This window comes from Clostridium sp. AF20-7, from assembly GCF_003479275.1.
In the GTDB taxonomy this organism is placed as follows: domain Bacteria; phylum Bacillota; class Clostridia; order Lachnospirales; family Lachnospiraceae; genus Otoolea; species Otoolea fessa.
This window is the reverse complement of record NZ_QUGF01000014.1, coordinates 1-18,912: the sequence shown is the minus strand read 5'-3', so window position 1 is coordinate 18,912 and position 18,912 is coordinate 1. Positions and strand designations below refer to the sequence as shown.

The window sequence follows — 18,912 nt, the reverse complement described above, 5'->3', positions numbered from 1 at the left end:
CCACCTCCCTAATCACAAGCCATTTTCCTTACAGATACCGAATCAGCTCCGCCCCAATCACTCCCAAAAACAGGCACGGTGCCAGACAAAAAGATGCCTCTTTTCCATCCCGCGCTTCCAGATAGTACGGCTCGACGCTTCCCCCAAGCGCGGACCGGTACAAATAAAACACAAGATATGTAAGCCGCTGCCTGGCAATCCCACGCCGGATAAGTAATACGAGCGACCATATTCCGGCAGCTGCCAGCCCGCACAGGAAAATCCGCCCGCCCTGCCGCAGCCCGGCGGCACCAAACAGGACGGCTACCATTTTGATGTCCCCCGCACCTATCATACGAAACAAATACAGAGGGAACAGGACAATCAGTAAACTCCCGACACGAATCAAATATCCACAAGTCCCGCCAATCCCCATCATAAGCGCCGCCCTATATCCCGGCAGCCGCCCGTCCCATCCGGCCGTATATCCCATCTTCATCCCCAGACCAAACCGAATCAAAAGAAACAACAGACCGCCAAGCAGAAGCATCCCATTGGGAATACGGCGTTTTTTCAAATCCCAAAACGCACAGCCGCCAGTAAACAACAGCAGCAAAAAGGTCAATCCATCCCCTCCTTCTCTTTCGCATACATGAAACAAACAATTTCTGCACAGTATGTCCTCTTTTCAAAACTCCTGCCGCAAACGATAGCTGCCAGTCCTGCGCCAGCTTTTACCGCCACCTTTTTCCATTCATTTCCTGTATGCACTTCAAACATTCCTGAAAAATTATCGAACATTTCTCTGAACTTAACTTTTAGAATCTTAATAATAGATCAACGGGAAATCCGGATTCCCGTGACAGATGGAAGAACCCATCCATGAATGTTCCTCCATTATGAACAGTTTTTGGTCAAAAGTCAATCCCAAAACACCCGAAATATGCGCCAAAAACATCTCAAAAACTTTGTGCATCTGAACCCATTATTTTAGCCAGACAATTTCGTCATTTGAAAATAATTGCCAAAATATCTCTTTATTTTTTATCTATAAATACCCATTCCAGCAATTTCCTTTCCATTGACTGACGAAACAAAAAATGGTAAAATACTATTAGTTTAAATTTTTAAACCATTATAGAAGGAGGAGCCGCGATGAAAAAAGGAACAGAACTTAAACAGCATTTTCATACCTGTATGCCTCTTTTTATCGCGCTGGGCGATGAAATACGGCTGACGATCATCGAAGCGCTGACGGACGAAGCCCTCACGGGGCGCACAAAAAACAACGATGTGAACAAAAATCAGCCTGATAAGAACAATGACCATCCAATCAGCCTGCCCGCCCAGTCCCGTCCGCATGGCTTAAACGTCCGGGAGATCACCGAACGGACCAGCCTGTCGCGCCCGGCAGTTTCCCACCATTTGAAGATCTTAAAGACAGCCGGACTGATCGATGTCCACCGGGAGGGAACCTGCAATTACTATTATCTCTCAATCGAAGACAGCACCCGGAAACTGATGCAGCTCGGACATCTGCTGGAATCCGTGCTTTCTATGGACGCCTGAACCAGGATGCATATCTTTCCATTTTCTGAATATACTGATCGTTGTACCAATTTATAGGATTCAGAAAGAGAGCATCAAACCATGAAGCACAACCGCACCCACTGCTCCGAGATCACCAGCACGGACATTTTTTCCACCCACCCTGACCCGGAGCTGCTGACAGAACTGCGACAGACCATGAGCACGATCAACACCGTTTTCAACCATTTTGAAGAGGTCGTCGATCCGACTCTGATTGACTGCTATATCTACGAACTGAAAGCCGCACACCTCCGGTATCAGTTCCTTTTACGACATATTAAACAACAGGAAAATACCATTTAACCGACACAAGGAGGACCTTTCTCATGACAGCCTGGTACGACAAAGCCACCTTTTACCATATGTATCCTCTGGGAATGACCGGATCGCCGTTTGCCAATCCCTATCCCGTCTCCGATGGGGCAGCGGATGGCACAAACAGGGACGTTTCCGCCGATTCCCGCATGGACGAACTGATGCTGTGGATTCCCTATTTAGAGAGTCTGCATATTTCCGCAATCTATATTGGACCGCTGTTTGAATCATCCACGCACGGCTATGATACCCGCGATTTCCGGCTCATCGACCGGCGGCTGGGAACCAACGTCTCGTTCCGATCTTTCGTGGACTGCTGCCATGAGCATGGCATCCGCGTCGTCGTGGACGGCGTATTCAACCACACCGGTCGCGAATTTTTCGCCTTCCGCGACCTGCAGGCGCACCGTGACCAGTCCCCTTACGCCGGATGGTACAGGAACGTCAATTTCGGCTGGGGCAGCCCGCTGGGCGATTCCTTCGGCTATGAATCCTGGCACGGCATCTGGGAGCTTCCCTGCTTAAACCACAAAAACCCGGAAGTGCGGAACTATCTGCTTGACACTGTCCGTTTCTGGGTGCAGGAATTTGACATCGACGGTATCCGCCTCGACTGCGCGGGCGATCTTTCCTTTGAATTTATGCAGGAACTGCGCCGGCTGGCAAATGAAATCAAGCCGGAATTCTGGCTGATGGGCGAAGTCATCCACGGCGAATACGCCCGCTGGGTCAATCCGCAGATGCTTCATTCCGTCACCAACTACGAGATGCACAAAAGTATCTATTCCGCGCACAACGACCACAATTATTTCGAACTGGCACACAATGTCCGCCGCCTCGAAGCAGTGGGGCGGGATCTCTACACCTTTGTGGACAACCACGACGAAGACCGGATCGCAAGCAAACTGTTAAATCCGGCACATCTTGCGCCGCTTTACACGCTGCTGTTCACTCTTCCGGGCATTCCGTCCATCTATTATGGAAGTGAATGGGGCATTCAGGGACGCCGCGGACACAACTCTGATACGGAACTCCGTCCGAGAATCCTGCCGCCGAGACCGCTTGCAGAAGAAATGCAGACCAGCGACGGACAAAACACCGGCATCCGCACAGATGGCAACTGCCAGAGCTTTTCGAGCGCCACAGGCCCAAACATACACGCAGGCGCAAACACCTGCTGCCAGACCACTTCAAGCACCACAGGCTCAAACACAGATACCAGCGCAGGCACCGTGACACCGCTTACACTTCTGATCCAGAAACTCGCCGCCATCCACGCCGCCGAACCGGCGCTTCACGGTGGGCGTTATCAGGAGCTTCTGCTGACAAACCGGCAGTACGCATTTGCCAGACACGGTGACCACCAGGCGATCCTTACCGCTGCCAACAACGATGACAACGCCGCTTATTTACAAGTTCCGCTTCCATTCCACACGACAGCGGAACAAGCTACGGATCTGATTACCGGAAAATCGTTTTTGATCGATAAGAATACAAACAAAATTCAGATAGAATTAGAGGGTAACAGCGCTGTTATTCTCGGAATCACGGAGGGGTAACCTTATGAAAAAAGCAGCTTCCACTACTAAACGAACCACATCGAAAAAACCAAAGACAGAGGGACTCGGCGTGATCGGCGAGCTTGACCGGTATCTCTTCGGAGAAGGCCGCCACTACCAGCTCTACCACAAGCTGGGCGCACACCCTTATACATATCGCGGACAGGACGGCTACTATTTCGCGGTCTGGGCGCCGCACGCAGCCGCCGTCAGCCTGGTCGGCGACTTCAACGCCTGGAATCCGGATGCAACCCCGATGAAGCCGGTCGCAGACAGCGGCATTTACGAGCTCTTCGTACCGGGACTTGGCGTGGGACAGCTCTACAAATTCGCCATCACCACGCACACGGGAACGATTTTATTTAAGGCAGATCCATATGCATTTTCGGCAGAATACCGTCCGGGAACCGCTTCCGTGACCGCCGATATCCGCGGCTTCAAATGGAACGATTCCAAATGGATGGAATCGCGCGCGGGCACCGATCCGGTCAAGGCGCCAATCTCTATCTACGAGGTTCACTTAGGATCCTGGAAAAAGAAAAACCGCCCGGAAAAGGACGGTTACTACACTTACATGGAAGCCGCGCATGAGCTGGCTGACTATGTCCTGGAAATGGGCTACACCCACGTAGAGCTCATGGGAATCGCCGAACATCCGTATGACGGCTCCTGGGGCTATCAGGTAACCGGCTATTTTGCCCCGACCTCCCGCTACGGAACCCCGGCGGAATTTATGTATTTCGTCAATTACTTACATAAAAAAGGCATCGGTGTCATCCTAGACTGGGTTCCGGCGCATTTTCCGAAGGATGCACATGGACTTGCCGATTTCGACGGACAGGCGCTCTATGAGTATGCCGACCCGCGCAAAGGCGAGCACCCGGACTGGGGTACCAAGGTCTTTGATTATGCCAAAAACGAGGTATCCAATTTTCTGATCGCCAACGCGCTCTACTGGCTCGATGAATACCACATCGACGGTCTGCGCGTGGACGCCGTCGCTTCCATGCTTTACTTAGACTATGGGCGCCAGGACGGACAGTGGGTACCAAATAAATATGGCGACAACAAAAACCTCGAAGCCATCGAGTTTTTCAAACATTTAAACAGCGTGATCCGCGGCCGGAAAGACGGCGCCATCATCATTGCCGAGGAATCCACCGCCTGGCCGAACGTTACCAAGAGCCCGGAGGAGGACGGTCTTGGATTTACCTTCAAATGGAATATGGGCTGGATGCATGACTTCCTCGAATACATGAAGCTCGACCCGTATTTCCGTAAATTTAACCACAACAAAATGACCTTCGGCATCACCTACTGCACCAGCGAAAACTTCATTCTGGTGCTCTCGCACGACGAGGTCGTCCACCTCAAATGCTCGATGATCAACAAAATGCCGGGCGAATACGAGGATAAATTTGCCAACCTGAAAGTCGGCTACACTTTCATGCTCGGACATCCGGGCAAGAAACTTCTCTTCATGGGACAGGATTTCGGTCAGTTCCATGAATGGGATGAAAAAGTCTCCCTCGACTGGTACCTTACGAAAGAGCCGTTCCATGCCGACCTCCAAAATTATGTGAAAGGGCTTTTGACGCTCTACCACAAATATCCGGCGCTCTACCGCCTGGACGAGGAGTATGACGGCTTCCAATGGATCAACGCCAACGACGGAGACCGCAGTATTTTCAGCTTTATCCGCCGCGATGAAACACAGAAAAAGAATCTTCTCTTCATCTGCAACTTCACCCCGGTAGACCGCGACGATTACCGCGTCGGTGTTCCGAAACGCGGCACCTACACGCTGCTGCTTGACCAGGAACACGGCTACTACAAGCGCGGCGATAAGATCAGCCATTACCGCTCCATCAAGAGCGAATGTGACGGACAGCCATACTCCTTTGCGTACCCGCTTCCGGCGTATGGAACTGCGGTGTTCCGGTTCTCATAAAATAATGTTCCTATGAAGTCAAAAAACCTGCCGCAGACAGACTGTTTATATGGGGGATACAGTCTGCCTGCGGCAGGTTTTATTTATACGGGTTCTGATTCGTGACCCAATCAATTTTATCCGCGGATCGCCGCTTCCAGCTGCTTCAGCGCTTTCTCCACCGTCGCCCGCGGGCATGCGATATTGATCCGCTCGAAGCCCTCGCCGTCCGGTCCGAACATCGCGCCGCTGTCCAGCCACAGATGTGCCTTGTCCACGATCAGATGTTCCAGCTCTTTTTCATTCAAATGAAGCGCCTTAAAATCCAGCCACAGAAGGTAGGTTCCCTCCGGCTCGATCAGACGGATTTCCGGCAGATGCTCTTCCAGATACGCCTTCACAAACTTCCGGTTCTCCTCCAGATACGCTTTTAGCTGTGCAAGCCACTCCGCTCCCTCTTCATACGCCGCCTGGCATGCTACCAGTCCCATCAGACCGACCTGGCTGTAGCCTGCCGCCGTGATCTCCTTTAAGAGTTTCTTCCGAAGCTCTGGGTTCGGCACAAAGATATTGGAAATCTGCAGTCCCGCCAGATTGAACGTCTTGGACGGTGCCGTGCAGATCAGGCAGTTCTGCTCAAACTCTGCACCCAGCTTCGCAAATACTGTGTGTGGATGTCCCTCGCGGGTAAAATCACTGTGGATCTCATCACTGACCACGAGCACACCGTGACGCAGGCAAATCTCGCCAACCCGGCGCAGTTCTTCCTCGCTCCAGACACGTCCGACCGGGTTGTGCGGACTGCAAAGCAGGAACAATTTTACCTTATTTTCGACGATCTTCGTTTCCAGGTCGTCAAAATCCATCGTGTAATAGCCATCCGTGATTTTCAGCGGGCTGTTGACAATCTTACGTCCATTGTCCGTAATTACTTCCGAAAATGGATAGTAAACCGGCTGCTGCAGAAGCACGCCGTCGCCTTCCTTCGTATACGCCCGGACAGCCGCCGCCAGCGCGAATACAACGCCCGGAGTTTTCACCAGCCACTCCGGCTTCGTCTCCCAGCCAAAGCGCTCCCGGTACCAGTTCTGGACTGCCGCAAAATAGCCCTCTTTTCCATCACTGTAGCCGAAAATACCATGTTTTACTGTCTCTTCCAGCCGCTCTAAAATCGCCGGAGCCGTCTGAAAATCCATATCAGCCACCCAAAGCGGTAAAATATCCGCTGGTTTTCCTCGCTCGATGGCAAAATCATATTTTAAACAGTTGGTACCATGCCGGTCCACCACTTTGTCAAAATCGTATTTCATGCATTTTCCTCCCAATCCATCGTTCCTGTCAATGAACGGTTTTCACTCTGGCATCCTGTCATCCATGCCCATATCCCACTGCCCATGCAAAACCGATACCAGACATATCTATCCTCTTTTGTAACTGTTCAGTCCCTTCACAGTCACGCGCAAAAATCCATTAAAAATTGCCTACGGCAATGGGATTTTTGCCTGCTGGCCCATGTTTTCGTACGGTCAGCGCAGTAAATGCGCAGACCTACTGAACAGTTATCCTCTTTTTACGCTAACGCCTGTTCCAGATCCGCAATCAGATCATCCACATTTTCAATACCGACAGACAGACGTAAAAATGTCTCCGTAATTCCAAGACGTTCCCGGATCTCAACCGGCACATCGCCGTGTGTCTGCAGCATCGGATAGGTAATCAGGGACTCCACGCCGCCCAGACTCTCCGCATAGGAAATAAGCTTCACGCGCTCCAGCACCTTTCTCGCCGTCTCCTCTGTATCAGTGCGGAACGAAATCATGCTGCCCGCGCCGCGGCTCTGTTTTTGGTTGATCTCATAACCCGGATGCTCCGGAAGTCCTACATAGTAGACATCCGTTACTTTTTTCTGCTCTTTCAGCCAGCTCGCGATCTTCATCGCATTCTCCTGCTGCCGTTCCACACGCACTGACAGAGTCTTGATGCCGCGCAGGACTAAGAAAGAATCAAACGGAGAAAGTCCGCTTCCGATCGTCTTGAACAGATACCGGATCTGCTCTGCCAGCGCCTTGATCGGCGTACATAAAAATCCAGCCAGCGTATCATTGTGACCGCCTAAAAACTTCGTGCCGCTGTGGACAACCAGATCCGCGCCCTGCGCGATCGGATTCTGCAGATACGGGGACAGGAAGGTATTGTCCACGATCAGAAGCAGTCCGTGCTTCGTCGCCAGACGGCTCATTTCCGCCAGATCGGTCACCTGCATCGTCGGGTTGCTCGGTGTCTCGATGTAGAGTGCCTTCGTCTGATCCGTGATCGCCTTCTCAACCGCCTCCACATCGGCTGTATTTATATAGGAAAATGAAAAACCGCGCTTCTTTTCCAGTGCCTCAAAAATACGGACGGAACCGCCATACAGATCCTCGGTACATACAAAATGGCTGCCGCTGTCAAACAGCTCCATCATCAGCGAGATCGCAGCCATACCGGATGTGCAGGCAACGGTATCAACCGCTCCTTCCAGCGCCGAAACAGTCTTTTCCAGCTCATCTCTGGTCGGGTTGCTCTCACGCGTATAATTATGACCGGTCGATTCCCCAATACCCGGGTGGGCAAAAGTCGCCGTCTGGTAAATCGGTACTGAAACAGCGCCAAAAGAATGGTTTTTAGAAGTTTCCGGATCTCCGCAAATACAAGTTGTCTCTATCTGATAAGCCACGATGTCATCCTCCTGTGTCTATTTGCTATATCAGCAAATTTGTTTTTTATATATTTTTCTTATTTCATATTATTTTAATTGGTTTATCAGTGATTGTAATGCGGAATTCCTACTTTGTCAATAGGAATTCCATGCAGTCTGCCATTTTCCCGGGCGTTTTCCTTCCTCAGCGCAAAAACCTATCAAGGTACATTTTTTGTTTTTTCACAGAACGCACCTTCCAAACAATTCAAGTCGAACGTCCGTGAGACTTGGCGCGTGATTCTGGTCAGCGAAGCTGACATATTCTTTACAGAATCACTGCGCATCCTCGCGGAGCGTTTATCTCAGTCGGAGAATGGACTCCCACTGAGACAAATTTGCTATTACTCACCACCTGAAGAGGTGGGAGTCTTCTCGACTGAGATAAAAAAACGGTCAGAATCAATGACATCTTCCCACATTTCAGAAATATATCATCCATTCTGACCGCTTTAAATGGCTGCAGTTCTCGCTCCCCTTACCAGTAGGTTTCACTTTTCATCAACCACACGCTAATTTCTACCAAATTACACTCTTAATTTCCTTTGCAGACTTCCTCTAGAAAATACCGGTGCACCGTCACATCCTCATTCAATTCCGGATGAAATGCCGTCGCAAACTGGTTTCCCTGTCTGGCTGCGACTATCTTTCCGTCCACTGTCGCCAGCACCTTAACATTTTCCTGAAGCGAAGCGATGTACGGCGCGCGGATAAAAGTCATCGGAATCGTCCCCAGACCGGCAAATTCAGCCTCCGTGTAAAAACTTCCGAGCTGACGCCCGTAGGCATTCCGCACCGCCGACACATCCATCGTCGCAAAGCACGGCGTTCCGCCCTCGATCTCCTTGGCCAGAAGCAGAAGCCCCGCGCACGTTCCATACACCGGAAGCCCTGCCGCAATCTTTGCCCGAAGCGGCTCATAAAGCCCCAGCTCATCCAGGAGCTTACGCATCGCGGTGCTCTCGCCGCCCGGCAGAATCAGTCCGTCCATCGGCCGCTCCAGATCCGGAAGCTGCCGGATCTCAAACGCCTCTGCGCCCAGTTTCTGTACCATGGCAATGTGTTCGGCAAACGCGCCCTGCACCGCCAGCACGCCTATCTGTTTTTTCTCCATCTTACTGTCCCCGCTCTGCCATCAAAATCGCAATCTCATTCTCATTGATACCAACCATCGCCTCGCCCAGATCCTCAGAAATCGCAGCAAGTAATTTTGCATCCTTGTAATTCGTTACTGCCTGCACGATCGCCGACGCACGTTTCTCCGGATTGCCTGACTTGAAGATACCAGATCCAACAAAGACTCCCTCTGCGCCCAGCTGCATCATCAGAGCCGCATCCGCCGGGGTAGCCACACCGCCTGCCGCGAAATTGACAACCGGGAGACGTCCATTGTCATGTACATAGCGGAGCAGATGAACCGGAACTTTTAACTGTTTTGCTGCCTCGTAAAGCTCATCCTCACGCAGGTTCTGAACCCGGCGGATCTCCGAATTCATCGCACGCATATGGCGGACTGCCTGTACGACATCGCCCGTTCCCGGCTCGCCCTTGGTACGGATCATCGAAGCACCTTCCTCGATCCGGCGCAGCGCCTCTCCCAGGTCTCTCGCACCGCAGACAAACGGAACCTTGAACTGTGTCTTGTCAATATGGTACACATCATCCGCCGGAGATAATACCTCGCTCTCATCGATATAATCAATCTCGATCGCTTCCAGAATCTGCGCCTCCACAAAATGACCGATCCGGCACTTCGCCATAACCGGAATCGAAACTGCCTCCTGAATGCCGCGAATCATCTTCGGGTCACTCATACGGGACACACCGCCCGCTGCCCGGATATCCGCCGGAATCCGCTCCAGCGCCATAACCGCACACGCGCCTGCCGCCTCCGCGATCTTCGCCTGCTCCGGGGTTGTGACATCCATGATAACGCCGCCCTTTAACATCTGTGCCAGCTGTTTATTCAGTTCATAACGATTCTCTGCCATTTTTATTCCTCCCGTGGTTGAATATGATTTTTCTTTGTAAGCCAAGCGTCCTTACGATCCTTGCAATCAATACCCGAATCCACTGAATCATTCACAGGCAAGCGCCTCTTCTGCCTTTCTATTCTGCCTTGCGAAAAACAATTCACTGACATTCTGTATTTTTACATTCATTTCCGCATCAACTTAGTAGGAATTATAGCAAAAACTGTACTGATTAAAATATACACTTTTAAATATTTTAATCAGTACAGTTTGTTCTTTTCTCAAATCTTATTCTATTTTTCTTTTATCTGCACAAACCGGAGCGCCCCGGCATTCCACCAACGCCACTCCACTTATCCATTTTTCAGCTTTCTGTTTGTGTCTACGCCTCTTCCGCCTCCAGCAGCGCCTGGTACACATCCCGCTTCGAAACCCCGCGGTCCTTCGCCACCAGCTTCATCGCTTCCTTGCGGCTGTTTCCCTGTGATTCATAATGTTCCATATGCTCTTCCAGGGACATCTGCTGCCAGCGCGCCTGATCCTCTGCCTCGATCTCCTGGACGGATTTGCCCTCGATGACGATCACGCACTCGCCCTTCGGCTCATTTTCCGTATAATACGCCACCGCCTGCGAAAGCGTCGTCCGGAATGCCGTCTCGTATTTCTTCGTCAGCTCCCGGCAGATAGACGCCTTTCTATCCCCCAGCGCCTCGTAAAGCTCCGTGAGCGTCCGCAGAAGGTGGTGCGGCGCCTCGTAAAGCACAATCGTGCGCGTCTCATTCTGAAGCTCTGCAAGCACCCGCTGGTGCTCCTTCTTGTCCGTCGGAAGAAATGCCTCAAAACAGAACCGTCTCGTCGGAAGTCCCGAAATAATCAGCGCCGTAACACACGCCACCGCTCCCGGAAGCGCGGTTACTTTAATTCCCGCCTCGCAGCACTGGCGCACCAGTTCCTCGCCCGGATCCGAAATACCCGGCGTCCCGGCGTCCGTGATGCAGGCAATATTCATGCCCGATTTCAGCTTTTCCACCAGCACACGCGCCTTCTCGACCTTATTGTACTCATGGTAGCTCGTCATCGGTGTATGAATATCAAAATGATTCAGAAGCTTAATACTGTGCCGCGTGTCCTCCGCCGCAATCAGATCCACCTGCTTTAACGTCTCCAGCACCCGGAATGTGATGTCATCCAGGTTGCCGATCGGCGTGGCACACAAATATAATGTTCCTTCCATCGTTCTCCTATTCCATTAATACCCGTAAATATCATAAATCTCATCCGTATACACGCCCGGCTCTTTGTACACAATGATCGGCTTTTCCACTGTCATCAGCGCGCCGCCGCCGCGCACCGCCTCGATGAGAACCATATTTGCCTCTTTATCTGCAAACGGATGGACAAATTTCATCCGCTTCGGCTCCAATTTCTGACTTTTCATCGCCATCAGAATCTCAATGAGCCGTCTCGGACGGTGCACCATATAGAGTCGTCCGCCGGGACGAAGTGCCGAAGCTGCCGCGCGCACGACATCCTCCAGATTGCAGAGAACCTCATGGCGGGCAATCGCCTTGGGAAGATCGGGATTTTTCAGCCCGTGGCTGTCGTTCATGTACGGCGGGTTCGTCGTTACCACATCAAAGGATGCCTTCTCAAACAGCGTCGGAACCTCCTTGATATCGCCCTGCACGATCGAAACCTTCTCTTCCAGCCTGTTGAGCGCCACACTCCGGGACGCCATCTCCGCCATCTCCGCCTGGATTTCCAGACCTGTAAAATGGCTTCCTTCCGTCTTTGCCTCCAGAAGAATCGGGATAATACCAGTTCCCGTTCCCAGATCAAGCGCTTTCTCGCCCGGCTTCACCGATGCAAACCCGGACAAAAGCACCGCGTCCATGCCAAAACAGAACCCGTTCGTCTTCTGGATGATCCGGTATCCGTTCCGCTGCAGTTCATCGATCCGCTCGCCCTCTTTAATTATCATCCAGCTTCGACTTTCCTTCCTTTTTCTCCAGTGCCTCCAGCGCTTTCAGCTCCGCATCGTTGACATTTCCCCTGTCACGGCGGCGCTTCGGCTTAAACTTGAGCTGATCCACACGGTAATCACGGATCTCCTTCTCATCCCGTCCTACCGTCACAACCACCTTTACCTGCTGGCGCAGGACGCTGACACTGTGAACCTCGCCTTTCAGCCCGTCATCCGTTGTGACGTAATCGCCGACACTCGGCAGATGGCTGTTCAGATCCTCATACGTCTCTTCCTCGTATTTCAGGCAGCACATCAGACGACCGCACACACCCGAAATCTTCGTCGGATTTAAGGACAGGTTCTGCTCTTTTGCCATCTTGATTGAAACCGGAATAAACTCCGATAAATATGAATGACAACAGAGCGGACGACCACAGATACCGACGCCACCCAAAATCTTCGTCTCATCCCGGACGCCAATCTGGCGCAGCTCGATCCGCGTCTTAAAGACCGCCGCCAGATCCTTGACAAGCTCACGGAAATCGATTCTTCCATCCGCCGTAAAATAAAACAGCAGCTTATTGTTATCAAAGGTGTATTCTGCATCGATCAGCTTCATCTGCAATTCATGCTTGCGGATCTTTTCCTGACAGATCTGGAATGCCTCATGCTCTTTTTCTTTATTCTTCCGTTCCAGCTCCTCGTCATTCTTCGTCGCCATACGAATGACCGATTTCAGCGGCTGGATCACCTTCTTCTCATCCACCTCGCGGACGCCAAGAACCACCTCTCCGAACTCGATTCCGCGGGCGGTCTCCACGATCACATGGTCGCCCATCTTGATTTCCATCTGCGCCGGATCGAAGTAATATACCTTTCCGGCCTTGCGGAACCGGACTCCGATTACCTTTATCATAAATTTAATTCTCCTTCATCGTCAAAAGCATCAGCTCCAGCGCCAAATCGGTGTTGACGTTAGCATTCAGCCGGACTTTTGCCTTTTCAATCGCACTCAATATCTCTTCCAGCCCCTCATAGGAACTCTTCTGGCAGCAACTGCTGACCGCTGAATACTCCTCCTTAAAGATCAGCGAATTCATGTCCTTTGTGACCTTAAACATCAGAATATCCCTGTACCAGAGCTGCATGAAATCCAGGCACTCATACAGATCCAGATTGTCCTCCTGCAGCTTGCGGATATAATCCAGAAGCATCGGAATATCCATGTCCTTGATATTTTTAAGCAGCGTCAGCACCTCTCGGTACAAAAGTGCAAACTCCTCCGAAGAGGCGAGATGAATCGCTTTTCCTAAATTTCCTCTCGCAAACGCCGCATAAATATCTGCCTGACCATCCGAAACGCCCATTTTCTCCGTCAGGTAATCGCTTACCACCGAATCCTTGAGCGGACGAAGTTTCAACTGGATACAGCGGGACAGGATCGTCGGCAGAAATACCTCCGGGTTCGTCGTGATAAGCACCAGCACCGCATAGGCCGGCGGCTCCTCAATCGTCTTTAAAAGAGCGTTCTGCGCCTGCACCGTCATTTTCTCCGCCTCATCGACCAGATATATCTTATATGGACTGCTGTACGGGCGGATCGAAACCGTATCATTGATCTGAATCCGGACATCATCGACACCAATGCTCGCCGGTTTCTCATGTGTCACCCAGATCACATCCGGATGGTTGCCCGACAAAAACTGCTTACAGGAATGGCATTCCATGCACGGCTCCGTCCCATGTTTCTCGCACAAAAGCGTCATGGCAAATGCCTTCGCGATCGTCTTGCGTCCCATTCCTTCCTCGCCCGACAATATGTAAGCATGTGAAACTCTCTGATACCCGATCGCCTTCTGAAGGTGCTCTTTTATCTTCTCATGTCCAATAATATCGTGAAAACCTGCCATCTTGATGCTCCTTTCAGGGCTGGACTATGGATTTTAATTCTAAAATCGTTTCAATCGTATGGATCGGTTGGGATCCCTTCTATCATGCCCTTCTTTTATTATTTGTAAAACTCTATCATCTTAGTATAACACAAGATTTACCCTCTGCCTAGTGCGATGAAATTCCGAATTTGTTACTGTTCACGCATACGTGCCCAGTAACGGAATTTGCCGTGGCTTCGCATTTAAATACGGCAAATTCCTGCTGCCACCACGTTTTCTTACGGCACTTTCGGTTCCAAAAGTGCCAATCCCTGAGCCCGAATTTCCCTTACCAACGTATCCACACACGCTTCCAGCTCGCGGTTTTCAAACCGGTTTTCCGCCCGGATCCCACATTTTTCCATATTTTCGGCACTGAAATCTGCCTCATCCGCCAGGAAACGGCGGCACAGCTCCGCATACTTTGGCTCTGTCTGCTGCCGTTCCCGGTCAAGCGCACGCTGAAGGCGTTCACCGTCCTCCACCTCAATATAAAGCGGCACCAGCACATCCGCACCGAAATAATTCCGCGTCCCCTCATACGATTCCAGCGTCCCGATCATGAAATAATCATGCGATCCCAGATCGATCTGCCCATCGTCCACCGTTGCATAACTCCACGGTCCATAAACAGTCTGGTAGGTTCTCTTTTCAATGATCTTTCCCTGTTTCTCCAAATCCGCAAGCCTTTTTCCGGTCACAAAATAATACTCCACACCGTCCCGCTCGCCTGCCCGGATCGGTCTGGTCGTATACGGCACCACCGTCCGGATCTGCGGCAGCCGCTCTCTCAATATCTTATAGATCGTGTCCTTCCCGGACGCGCTCTTTCCCATCACGTAAAATATATGTCCCATCTTCCTATTATGCCTTTCCAGCCAGTATTTTCACACGCATTCCATCGTATATATAAATCCGATTTTTCTCTGTTTCTTATGGCAAATGTGCGAACCTGCTAAATAACAACCTCTATCCACAAATTCAATTTGTCTGATTTTTCACAAATTCCTTCCACCGTAAGTCCCAGCTTCCAATCCTCACGGATCCGCGCGATCTCCCTTGTTCCAATCCGCTCTCCCGGCATCAGCATCGGCACCCCCGGCGGATAAATAGTAACGCAGGTCCGCGCCGCCCTTCCTTCCGCCTCCTCAAGCGGCACCAGCATGCCATCCCCATGCCATGCCTGCCAGGGGAGACACATCTGCTGTGGATAGTTTTCTGAATCATTTTCTTGGTTCGGTTTCTGATTCGATTGTGCTCCCGAAAACGGTTTCTGCCTGCCTTGTTTTGCATCTTTCAGCCCAACACTTTCCGCCTCCAGCTTTTCCACCCGCGCATCCAGCTCCAAAAGTGCCCGCTCCAGACGCGAAAATCCTTCCTCCGTATCCATAAACGAAGTCATCAGAAGCACATACCGCCCGCTCGACATCTCCGCCTCCAGATGGTACTCTGTCCGCAAAACCTCTGCCAGTCTGGTTCCCGTCATAAAATCTGGAAATAGCACCAGTTTTGACGGATCATATCCATACACACCTGCCGCACCACAGATTTCCTCTTTCAGAAGCCGGAAATGTTTTAGCTTCGCCAATTTTTCCCGGAGTTCCCGCAATCGCGCGCCATACCGCGCCATCTCCCCGGCTCCTTTTTCTGCCATATACCGGACGCAGTTCTCCATCGACGCAATCAGAATATACGACGGGCTGGAACTCTGGTAAACCGATAAATACTGTTCCACCTTCTTCGCATCCAGAATCTGGCTTTTCAGATGCAGAATCGCCGTCTGTGTCAGAGATGGAAGCGTCTTGTGAAGACTCTGGATCACCAGGTCCGCCCCCTCCTGTAACGCCCCATCCGGGAAATAGTTTCCATCCCCAAACGGCAGATGCGCGCCGTGCGCCTCATCCACAATCAGCGCCGCTCCATGCCGGTGCGCCGTCGCTGCAATCCCCTGGATATCCGACACGATCCCCTCATAGGTCGGGGAAGTCACAAACACAGCCCGGATCTCCGGATGCTCCAAAAGTGCTCGTTCCACCTGCTCTGGCTCGATCCCTCCCGGAATCTGAAACTCCGGCACCTCCTCCGGATATAAATATACCGGTTCCAGCTGGTTTAAAACCACCGCGTGATACGCCGATTTGTGGGAATTTCGAGCCATGAGGATTTTTTCCCCCGGCTTCACCGCAGCCGCGATCGCCGCCAGAATCCCGCACGTACTGCCATTCACCAGATACCAGCTCCGGTCTGCTCCGTACACCGCAGCCGCCGAATTCATCGACTCTTTCAAAATATCTTCCGCATGATGCAGGTTGTCAAATCCATCAATCTCCGTGATATCCACCGAAAATGGATTCGGAACGGAAGTTATCCCCATTTTCACCTGGCGTTTGTGGCCCGGCATGTGGAACGGGTAGGCATCCGACGCCGCATAGGTGGATAAACGTTCTAAAAGCGGCACTTCCGGACGTAGGATGATTGTTTCCGACTGCATTTTCCTGTCTTTATTCACTTTTTCTTCTTCCTTCTGTTTCTCTCTTTTTTCGTTCATGTCTTATTTCTATCCGCTGCACCGCATCCCAAAAGCATTTCATTTCCCTGAAAACAACTTTTTAAAATTTTATTTTAATCTTTTATAAAAAACTACCGCAGTATCTGATCGCCATCCTTGACACAAAGATTTTTCTTCACACCTAATGTTACCATCCATCCACGGACAATCGGCGTCTTATACGAACCAGCGCCCGCGACACCATCCTGCACATTATCCCAGAGCCAGTCCGGCGTCGGCCATAAGCAGACCTCCGGTGAAATCTCCTGGTAGAGCTCCTCTTCCACACCTCTCTGCCCATGGTGCGCCATCTGTAGCACATCCGATTTCAGTTCCTCCTGCGTATGATTGGTAAGAAAATCTTCCCCTGCCTGCCAGCCCATATCGCCCAAAAACAGGATCCGTTTTCCGCCCATATCCACGCGGTACGCGACCGAGCTGTTATTAAAACTATTTTCCGTGCAGGCAAATGGCTCGTTCATCACTGTGATCTCCGCGCCCGCCACTGAAATCTTCTGCCCTTTCGTAAGCGTCCCGCATTTTTCTGCTTCCGGCAGTTTCGCAATCGCTTCCGTGATCCGATCATAACACTCCAAATCTGAATCCCGTCTTGAAACCTGCTCCTGACCTAAAAATTCTTTATTCAGAAATGAATAATACACCTTACCGATCGAGATCGGCATCGGATCCATGTTTAAAATCTCCGTGATCGCCCCCACATGATCGCTGTGCGGATGAGTTAAAAGCCATGCATCCACATGACCGCCCAACTCCTGAATAACCTCAATCAAATGCGGTGCATCGACATCACGACCGCCGTCTACCACGATCACCGCGCCTTCCTTCGTCTTCATAACGCAGGAGAGGTTCTGCCAGATATCCGCACACGCTAAAAGCCGAAGCTCTCCCCCGTCCAGATACGGCTCCTCCACGCCCGGCTCCGCCGCCTCCGCCGCAGCTAACGCTTCCATTTCTGCCGCCGACTGCTGTTCCCCCAGGTTATCTAAATCAATCGGCTGATCTGGATTTTCTCCATTTTCATCTCGGACAGCCTCCCGCTCTGTACTGTCCACGATTGCTACCGTTCCGGCTGTCTCCGGATAGTTCGTGAACCGGCGGCTGCATCCGCTCAAGTTCAAAAGGAACGTCATGCCAAGCGCCACCGCTGCATATAAATATTTCCGGCGTTTCTGTTTCATCTTGTTTGGCTCCATTTTTCTTCTCCATTTTAAAATTTCTGCATTTGCCTATTTCTATTCTTACTTCCATTTTGGTTTTCTATTTGCTTCTGTTTTCAATCAATTATAACAGCTGCCATATCCGAAAACAAGAAATTATATATTCAAGAAAGACTCCTGTCTGAATGGCTTTTTTACTTAACATGAATGTTAAACGAAATTTCCTATTTCTTCTTCGCGTGAGTGCGCATCATTGGCACGTTAGTGCCTTTTTGTGTAATAGGAAATTCCTTGGAATTCGCTATTACACAAAAAACCGCCACACTGTCTCCAGTGTGACGGCTTCTCATCTTCATGAGGCATCGGGGATTCGAACCCCGGACAACTTGATTAAAAGTCAAGTGCTCTACCGACTGAGCTAATACCCCATATGCCCAGAACCGGAATCGAACCAGTGACACGAGGATTTTCAGTCCTCTGCTCTACCAACTGAGCTATCTGGGCGTAATGGTTATTTGGTTTTATGCGGATTAAAAGTTTGCTTGTCGCTTTTTTTAGTCCGAAGTGCTCAGTTCAAAAACTTCGTTTTTTCGCTTACGGCATTCGCCGTATGTTCTTCAAAATCTATCCGTCAAAGAATATGCAAGCATATTTTTGACTCCTATATTTTGAAGACCGCACTTCTCATTGCATAAAAAAATTGCGGGGGCAGGATTTGAACCTGCGACCTTCGGGTTATGAGCCCGACGAGCTTCCAGACTGCTCCACCCCGCGCTAATTCTTACTCTATTATTATATACAATTTCTGGAAAAATACAACCATTATTGTAAAAATAATAATGGATGGAGGTGGATTCGAACCACCGAAGCGAGACGCAACAGATTTACAGTCTGCCCCCTTTGGCCACTCGGGAACCCATCCATTTTAAAAAGCCGATGATCGGACTCGAACCGATAACCTGCTGATTACAAATCAGCTGCTCTGCCAATTGAGCCACATCGGCATAAAACATTGGTAACAATGGGGCCTACAGGGCTCGAACCTGTGACCCTCTGCTTGTAAGGCAGATGCTCTCCCAGCTGAGCTAAGACCCCATCTACGATACTGCACCAGTCCATATTCATTTTTCAAAGAATTGAAATAGTCGTATCTAAACGACCCGGATGGGGTTCGAACCCACGACCTCCGCCGTGACAGGGCGGCGC

17 protein-coding genes and 6 tRNA genes are annotated in these 18,912 nt (G+C 50.9%); 5 read left to right on the top strand and 18 right to left on the bottom strand.

The genetic code is table 11. The annotated features are described in order from the left end of the window. Positions 1-28: 28 nt before the first annotated feature. Positions 29-604 carry a prepilin peptidase gene (locus DWX68_RS13455; RefSeq protein ID WP_182432198.1) on the bottom strand — a complete coding sequence of 192 codons (576 nt, stop codon included), beginning with the start codon at positions 602-604 and terminating at the stop codon, positions 29-31. Between the two features lie 27 nt (positions 605-631). On the opposite strand from DWX68_RS13455, the gene DWX68_RS14555 reads away from it, so the two are divergent. The 5 genes from DWX68_RS14555 to glgB all read left to right on the top strand — a co-directional run bounded on the left by DWX68_RS14555 (position 632) and on the right by glgB (position 5,394). Continuing rightward, a complete protein-coding gene (locus DWX68_RS14555; protein ID WP_147354955.1) occupies positions 632-865 on the top strand; it encodes a hypothetical protein in 234 nt (77 codons plus the stop codon). 269 nt (positions 866-1,134) lie between these two features. Then, positions 1,135-1,548: a metalloregulator ArsR/SmtB family transcription factor gene (locus DWX68_RS13445; RefSeq protein WP_243027838.1), complete on the top strand. Its 414-nt coding sequence runs from the start codon at positions 1,135-1,137 to the stop codon at positions 1,546-1,548. Between the two features lie 81 nt (positions 1,549-1,629). Further along, entirely contained in the window at positions 1,630-1,872 is a 243-nt protein-coding gene (locus DWX68_RS13440; RefSeq protein WP_118629873.1) for a YaaL family protein, read from the top strand. A gap of 23 nt (positions 1,873-1,895) precedes the next feature. Next, positions 1,896-3,443: an alpha-amylase family glycosyl hydrolase gene (locus DWX68_RS13435; RefSeq protein WP_243027825.1), complete on the top strand. Its 1,548-nt coding sequence runs from the start codon at positions 1,896-1,898 to the stop codon at positions 3,441-3,443. A 4-nt stretch (positions 3,444-3,447) separates the two neighbouring features. Next, complete coding sequence (gene glgB / locus DWX68_RS13430) at positions 3,448-5,394, top strand: 1,4-alpha-glucan branching protein GlgB (RefSeq protein WP_022360407.1); 1,947 nt, start codon at positions 3,448-3,450, stop codon at positions 5,392-5,394. A 116-nt stretch (positions 5,395-5,510) separates the two neighbouring features. Here glgB and DWX68_RS13425 read toward each other — a convergent pair whose 3' ends face one another. The 17 genes from DWX68_RS13425 to DWX68_RS13345 form a co-directional block, all read right to left on the bottom strand. Next, a complete protein-coding gene (locus DWX68_RS13425; RefSeq protein ID WP_117796593.1) occupies positions 5,511-6,683 on the bottom strand; it encodes a MalY/PatB family protein in 1,173 nt (390 codons plus the stop codon). 260 nt (positions 6,684-6,943) lie between these two features. Beyond that, complete coding sequence (locus DWX68_RS13420; protein WP_022360405.1) at positions 6,944-8,089, bottom strand: PLP-dependent aspartate aminotransferase family protein; 1,146 nt, start codon at positions 8,087-8,089, stop codon at positions 6,944-6,946. A 556-nt stretch (positions 8,090-8,645) separates the two neighbouring features. Continuing rightward, a complete protein-coding gene (gene pdxT / locus DWX68_RS13415; RefSeq protein ID WP_118629871.1) occupies positions 8,646-9,224 on the bottom strand; it encodes a pyridoxal 5'-phosphate synthase glutaminase subunit PdxT in 579 nt (192 codons plus the stop codon). Between the two features lies 1 nt (position 9,225). Then, on the bottom strand, positions 9,226-10,101 hold the full coding sequence (gene pdxS, locus DWX68_RS13410; RefSeq protein ID WP_107001769.1) for a pyridoxal 5'-phosphate synthase lyase subunit PdxS: 876 nt from the start codon (positions 10,099-10,101) through the stop codon (positions 9,226-9,228). 364 nt (positions 10,102-10,465) lie between these two features. Then, positions 10,466-11,317 (bottom strand): 16S rRNA (cytidine(1402)-2'-O)-methyltransferase, encoded by an 852-nt coding sequence (gene rsmI / locus DWX68_RS13405; RefSeq protein ID WP_107001770.1) that lies wholly within the window; start codon positions 11,315-11,317, stop codon positions 10,466-10,468. A gap of 15 nt (positions 11,318-11,332) precedes the next feature. Further along, positions 11,333-12,064, bottom strand: a complete 732-nt coding sequence (locus DWX68_RS13400) for a tRNA1(Val) (adenine(37)-N6)-methyltransferase (protein WP_107001771.1) — start codon at positions 12,062-12,064, stop codon at positions 11,333-11,335. Then, complete coding sequence (locus tag DWX68_RS13395; RefSeq protein ID WP_022360400.1) at positions 12,054-12,965, bottom strand: stage 0 sporulation family protein; 912 nt, start codon at positions 12,963-12,965, stop codon at positions 12,054-12,056. Before DWX68_RS13395 ends, DWX68_RS13400 begins: the two co-directional genes overlap by 11 nt. Positions 12,966-12,969: 4 nt before the next feature. Continuing rightward, complete coding sequence (holB, locus tag DWX68_RS13390; protein ID WP_117796592.1) at positions 12,970-13,959, bottom strand: DNA polymerase III subunit delta'; 990 nt, start codon at positions 13,957-13,959, stop codon at positions 12,970-12,972. A gap of 260 nt (positions 13,960-14,219) precedes the next feature. Further along, a complete protein-coding gene (locus DWX68_RS13385) occupies positions 14,220-14,837 on the bottom strand; it encodes a guanylate kinase (RefSeq protein ID WP_117796591.1) in 618 nt (205 codons plus the stop codon). A gap of 98 nt (positions 14,838-14,935) precedes the next feature. Continuing rightward, entirely contained in the window at positions 14,936-16,528 is a 1,593-nt protein-coding gene (locus tag DWX68_RS13380; RefSeq protein ID WP_243027815.1) for an aminotransferase class I/II-fold pyridoxal phosphate-dependent enzyme, read from the bottom strand. A 92-nt stretch (positions 16,529-16,620) separates the two neighbouring features. Then, positions 16,621-17,742: an MBL fold metallo-hydrolase gene (locus tag DWX68_RS13375; protein WP_118629869.1), complete on the bottom strand. Its 1,122-nt coding sequence runs from the start codon at positions 17,740-17,742 to the stop codon at positions 16,621-16,623. A gap of 319 nt (positions 17,743-18,061) precedes the next feature. Next, positions 18,062-18,134 (bottom strand) — tRNA-Lys (locus DWX68_RS13370). Between the two features lie 3 nt (positions 18,135-18,137). Beyond that, positions 18,138-18,210, bottom strand: a tRNA-Phe gene (locus DWX68_RS13365). Between the two features lie 196 nt (positions 18,211-18,406). Then, positions 18,407-18,480: transfer RNA gene (locus DWX68_RS13360), tRNA-Met, on the bottom strand. Between the two features lie 66 nt (positions 18,481-18,546). Next, a tRNA-Tyr gene (locus DWX68_RS13355) sits at positions 18,547-18,628 on the bottom strand. A 9-nt stretch (positions 18,629-18,637) separates the two neighbouring features. Then, positions 18,638-18,710: transfer RNA gene (locus tag DWX68_RS13350), tRNA-Thr, on the bottom strand. Between the two features lie 18 nt (positions 18,711-18,728). After that, positions 18,729-18,801, bottom strand: a tRNA-Val gene (locus tag DWX68_RS13345). Positions 18,802-18,912: the final 111 nt, after the last annotated feature.

Excerpts from the sequence above, each read along its gene's own strand:
- DWX68_RS14555 (WP_147354955.1), top strand. The coding sequence starts at position 632 with ATGAAACAAACAATTTCTGCACAGTATGTCCTCTTTTCAAAACTCCTG.
- DWX68_RS13445 (WP_243027838.1), top strand. The coding sequence starts at position 1,135 with ATGAAAAAAGGAACAGAACTTAAACAGCATTTTCATACCTGTATGCCT.
- DWX68_RS13440 (WP_118629873.1), top strand. The coding sequence starts at position 1,630 with ATGAAGCACAACCGCACCCACTGCTCCGAGATCACCAGCACGGACATT.
- DWX68_RS13435 (WP_243027825.1), top strand. The coding sequence starts at position 1,896 with ATGACAGCCTGGTACGACAAAGCCACCTTTTACCATATGTATCCTCTG.
- glgB (WP_022360407.1), top strand. The coding sequence starts at position 3,448 with ATGAAAAAAGCAGCTTCCACTACTAAACGAACCACATCGAAAAAACCA.
- DWX68_RS13425 (WP_117796593.1), bottom strand. The coding sequence starts at position 6,683 with ATGAAATACGATTTTGACAAAGTGGTGGACCGGCATGGTACCAACTGT.
- pdxT (WP_118629871.1), bottom strand. The coding sequence starts at position 9,224 with ATGGAGAAAAAACAGATAGGCGTGCTGGCGGTGCAGGGCGCGTTTGCC.
- pdxS (WP_107001769.1), bottom strand. The coding sequence starts at position 10,101 with ATGGCAGAGAATCGTTATGAACTGAATAAACAGCTGGCACAGATGTTA.
- rsmI (WP_107001770.1), bottom strand. The coding sequence starts at position 11,317 with ATGGAAGGAACATTATATTTGTGTGCCACGCCGATCGGCAACCTGGAT.
- DWX68_RS13400 (WP_107001771.1), bottom strand. The coding sequence starts at position 12,064 with ATGATAATTAAAGAGGGCGAGCGGATCGATGAACTGCAGCGGAACGGA.
- DWX68_RS13395 (WP_022360400.1), bottom strand. The coding sequence starts at position 12,965 with ATGATAAAGGTAATCGGAGTCCGGTTCCGCAAGGCCGGAAAGGTATAT.
- holB (WP_117796592.1), bottom strand. The coding sequence starts at position 13,959 with ATGGCAGGTTTTCACGATATTATTGGACATGAGAAGATAAAAGAGCAC.
- DWX68_RS13385 (WP_117796591.1), bottom strand. The coding sequence starts at position 14,837 with ATGGGACATATATTTTACGTGATGGGAAAGAGCGCGTCCGGGAAGGAC.
- DWX68_RS13380 (WP_243027815.1), bottom strand. The coding sequence starts at position 16,528 with ATGAACGAAAAAAGAGAGAAACAGAAGGAAGAAGAAAAAGTGAATAAA.
- DWX68_RS13375 (WP_118629869.1), bottom strand. The coding sequence starts at position 17,742 with ATGGAGCCAAACAAGATGAAACAGAAACGCCGGAAATATTTATATGCA.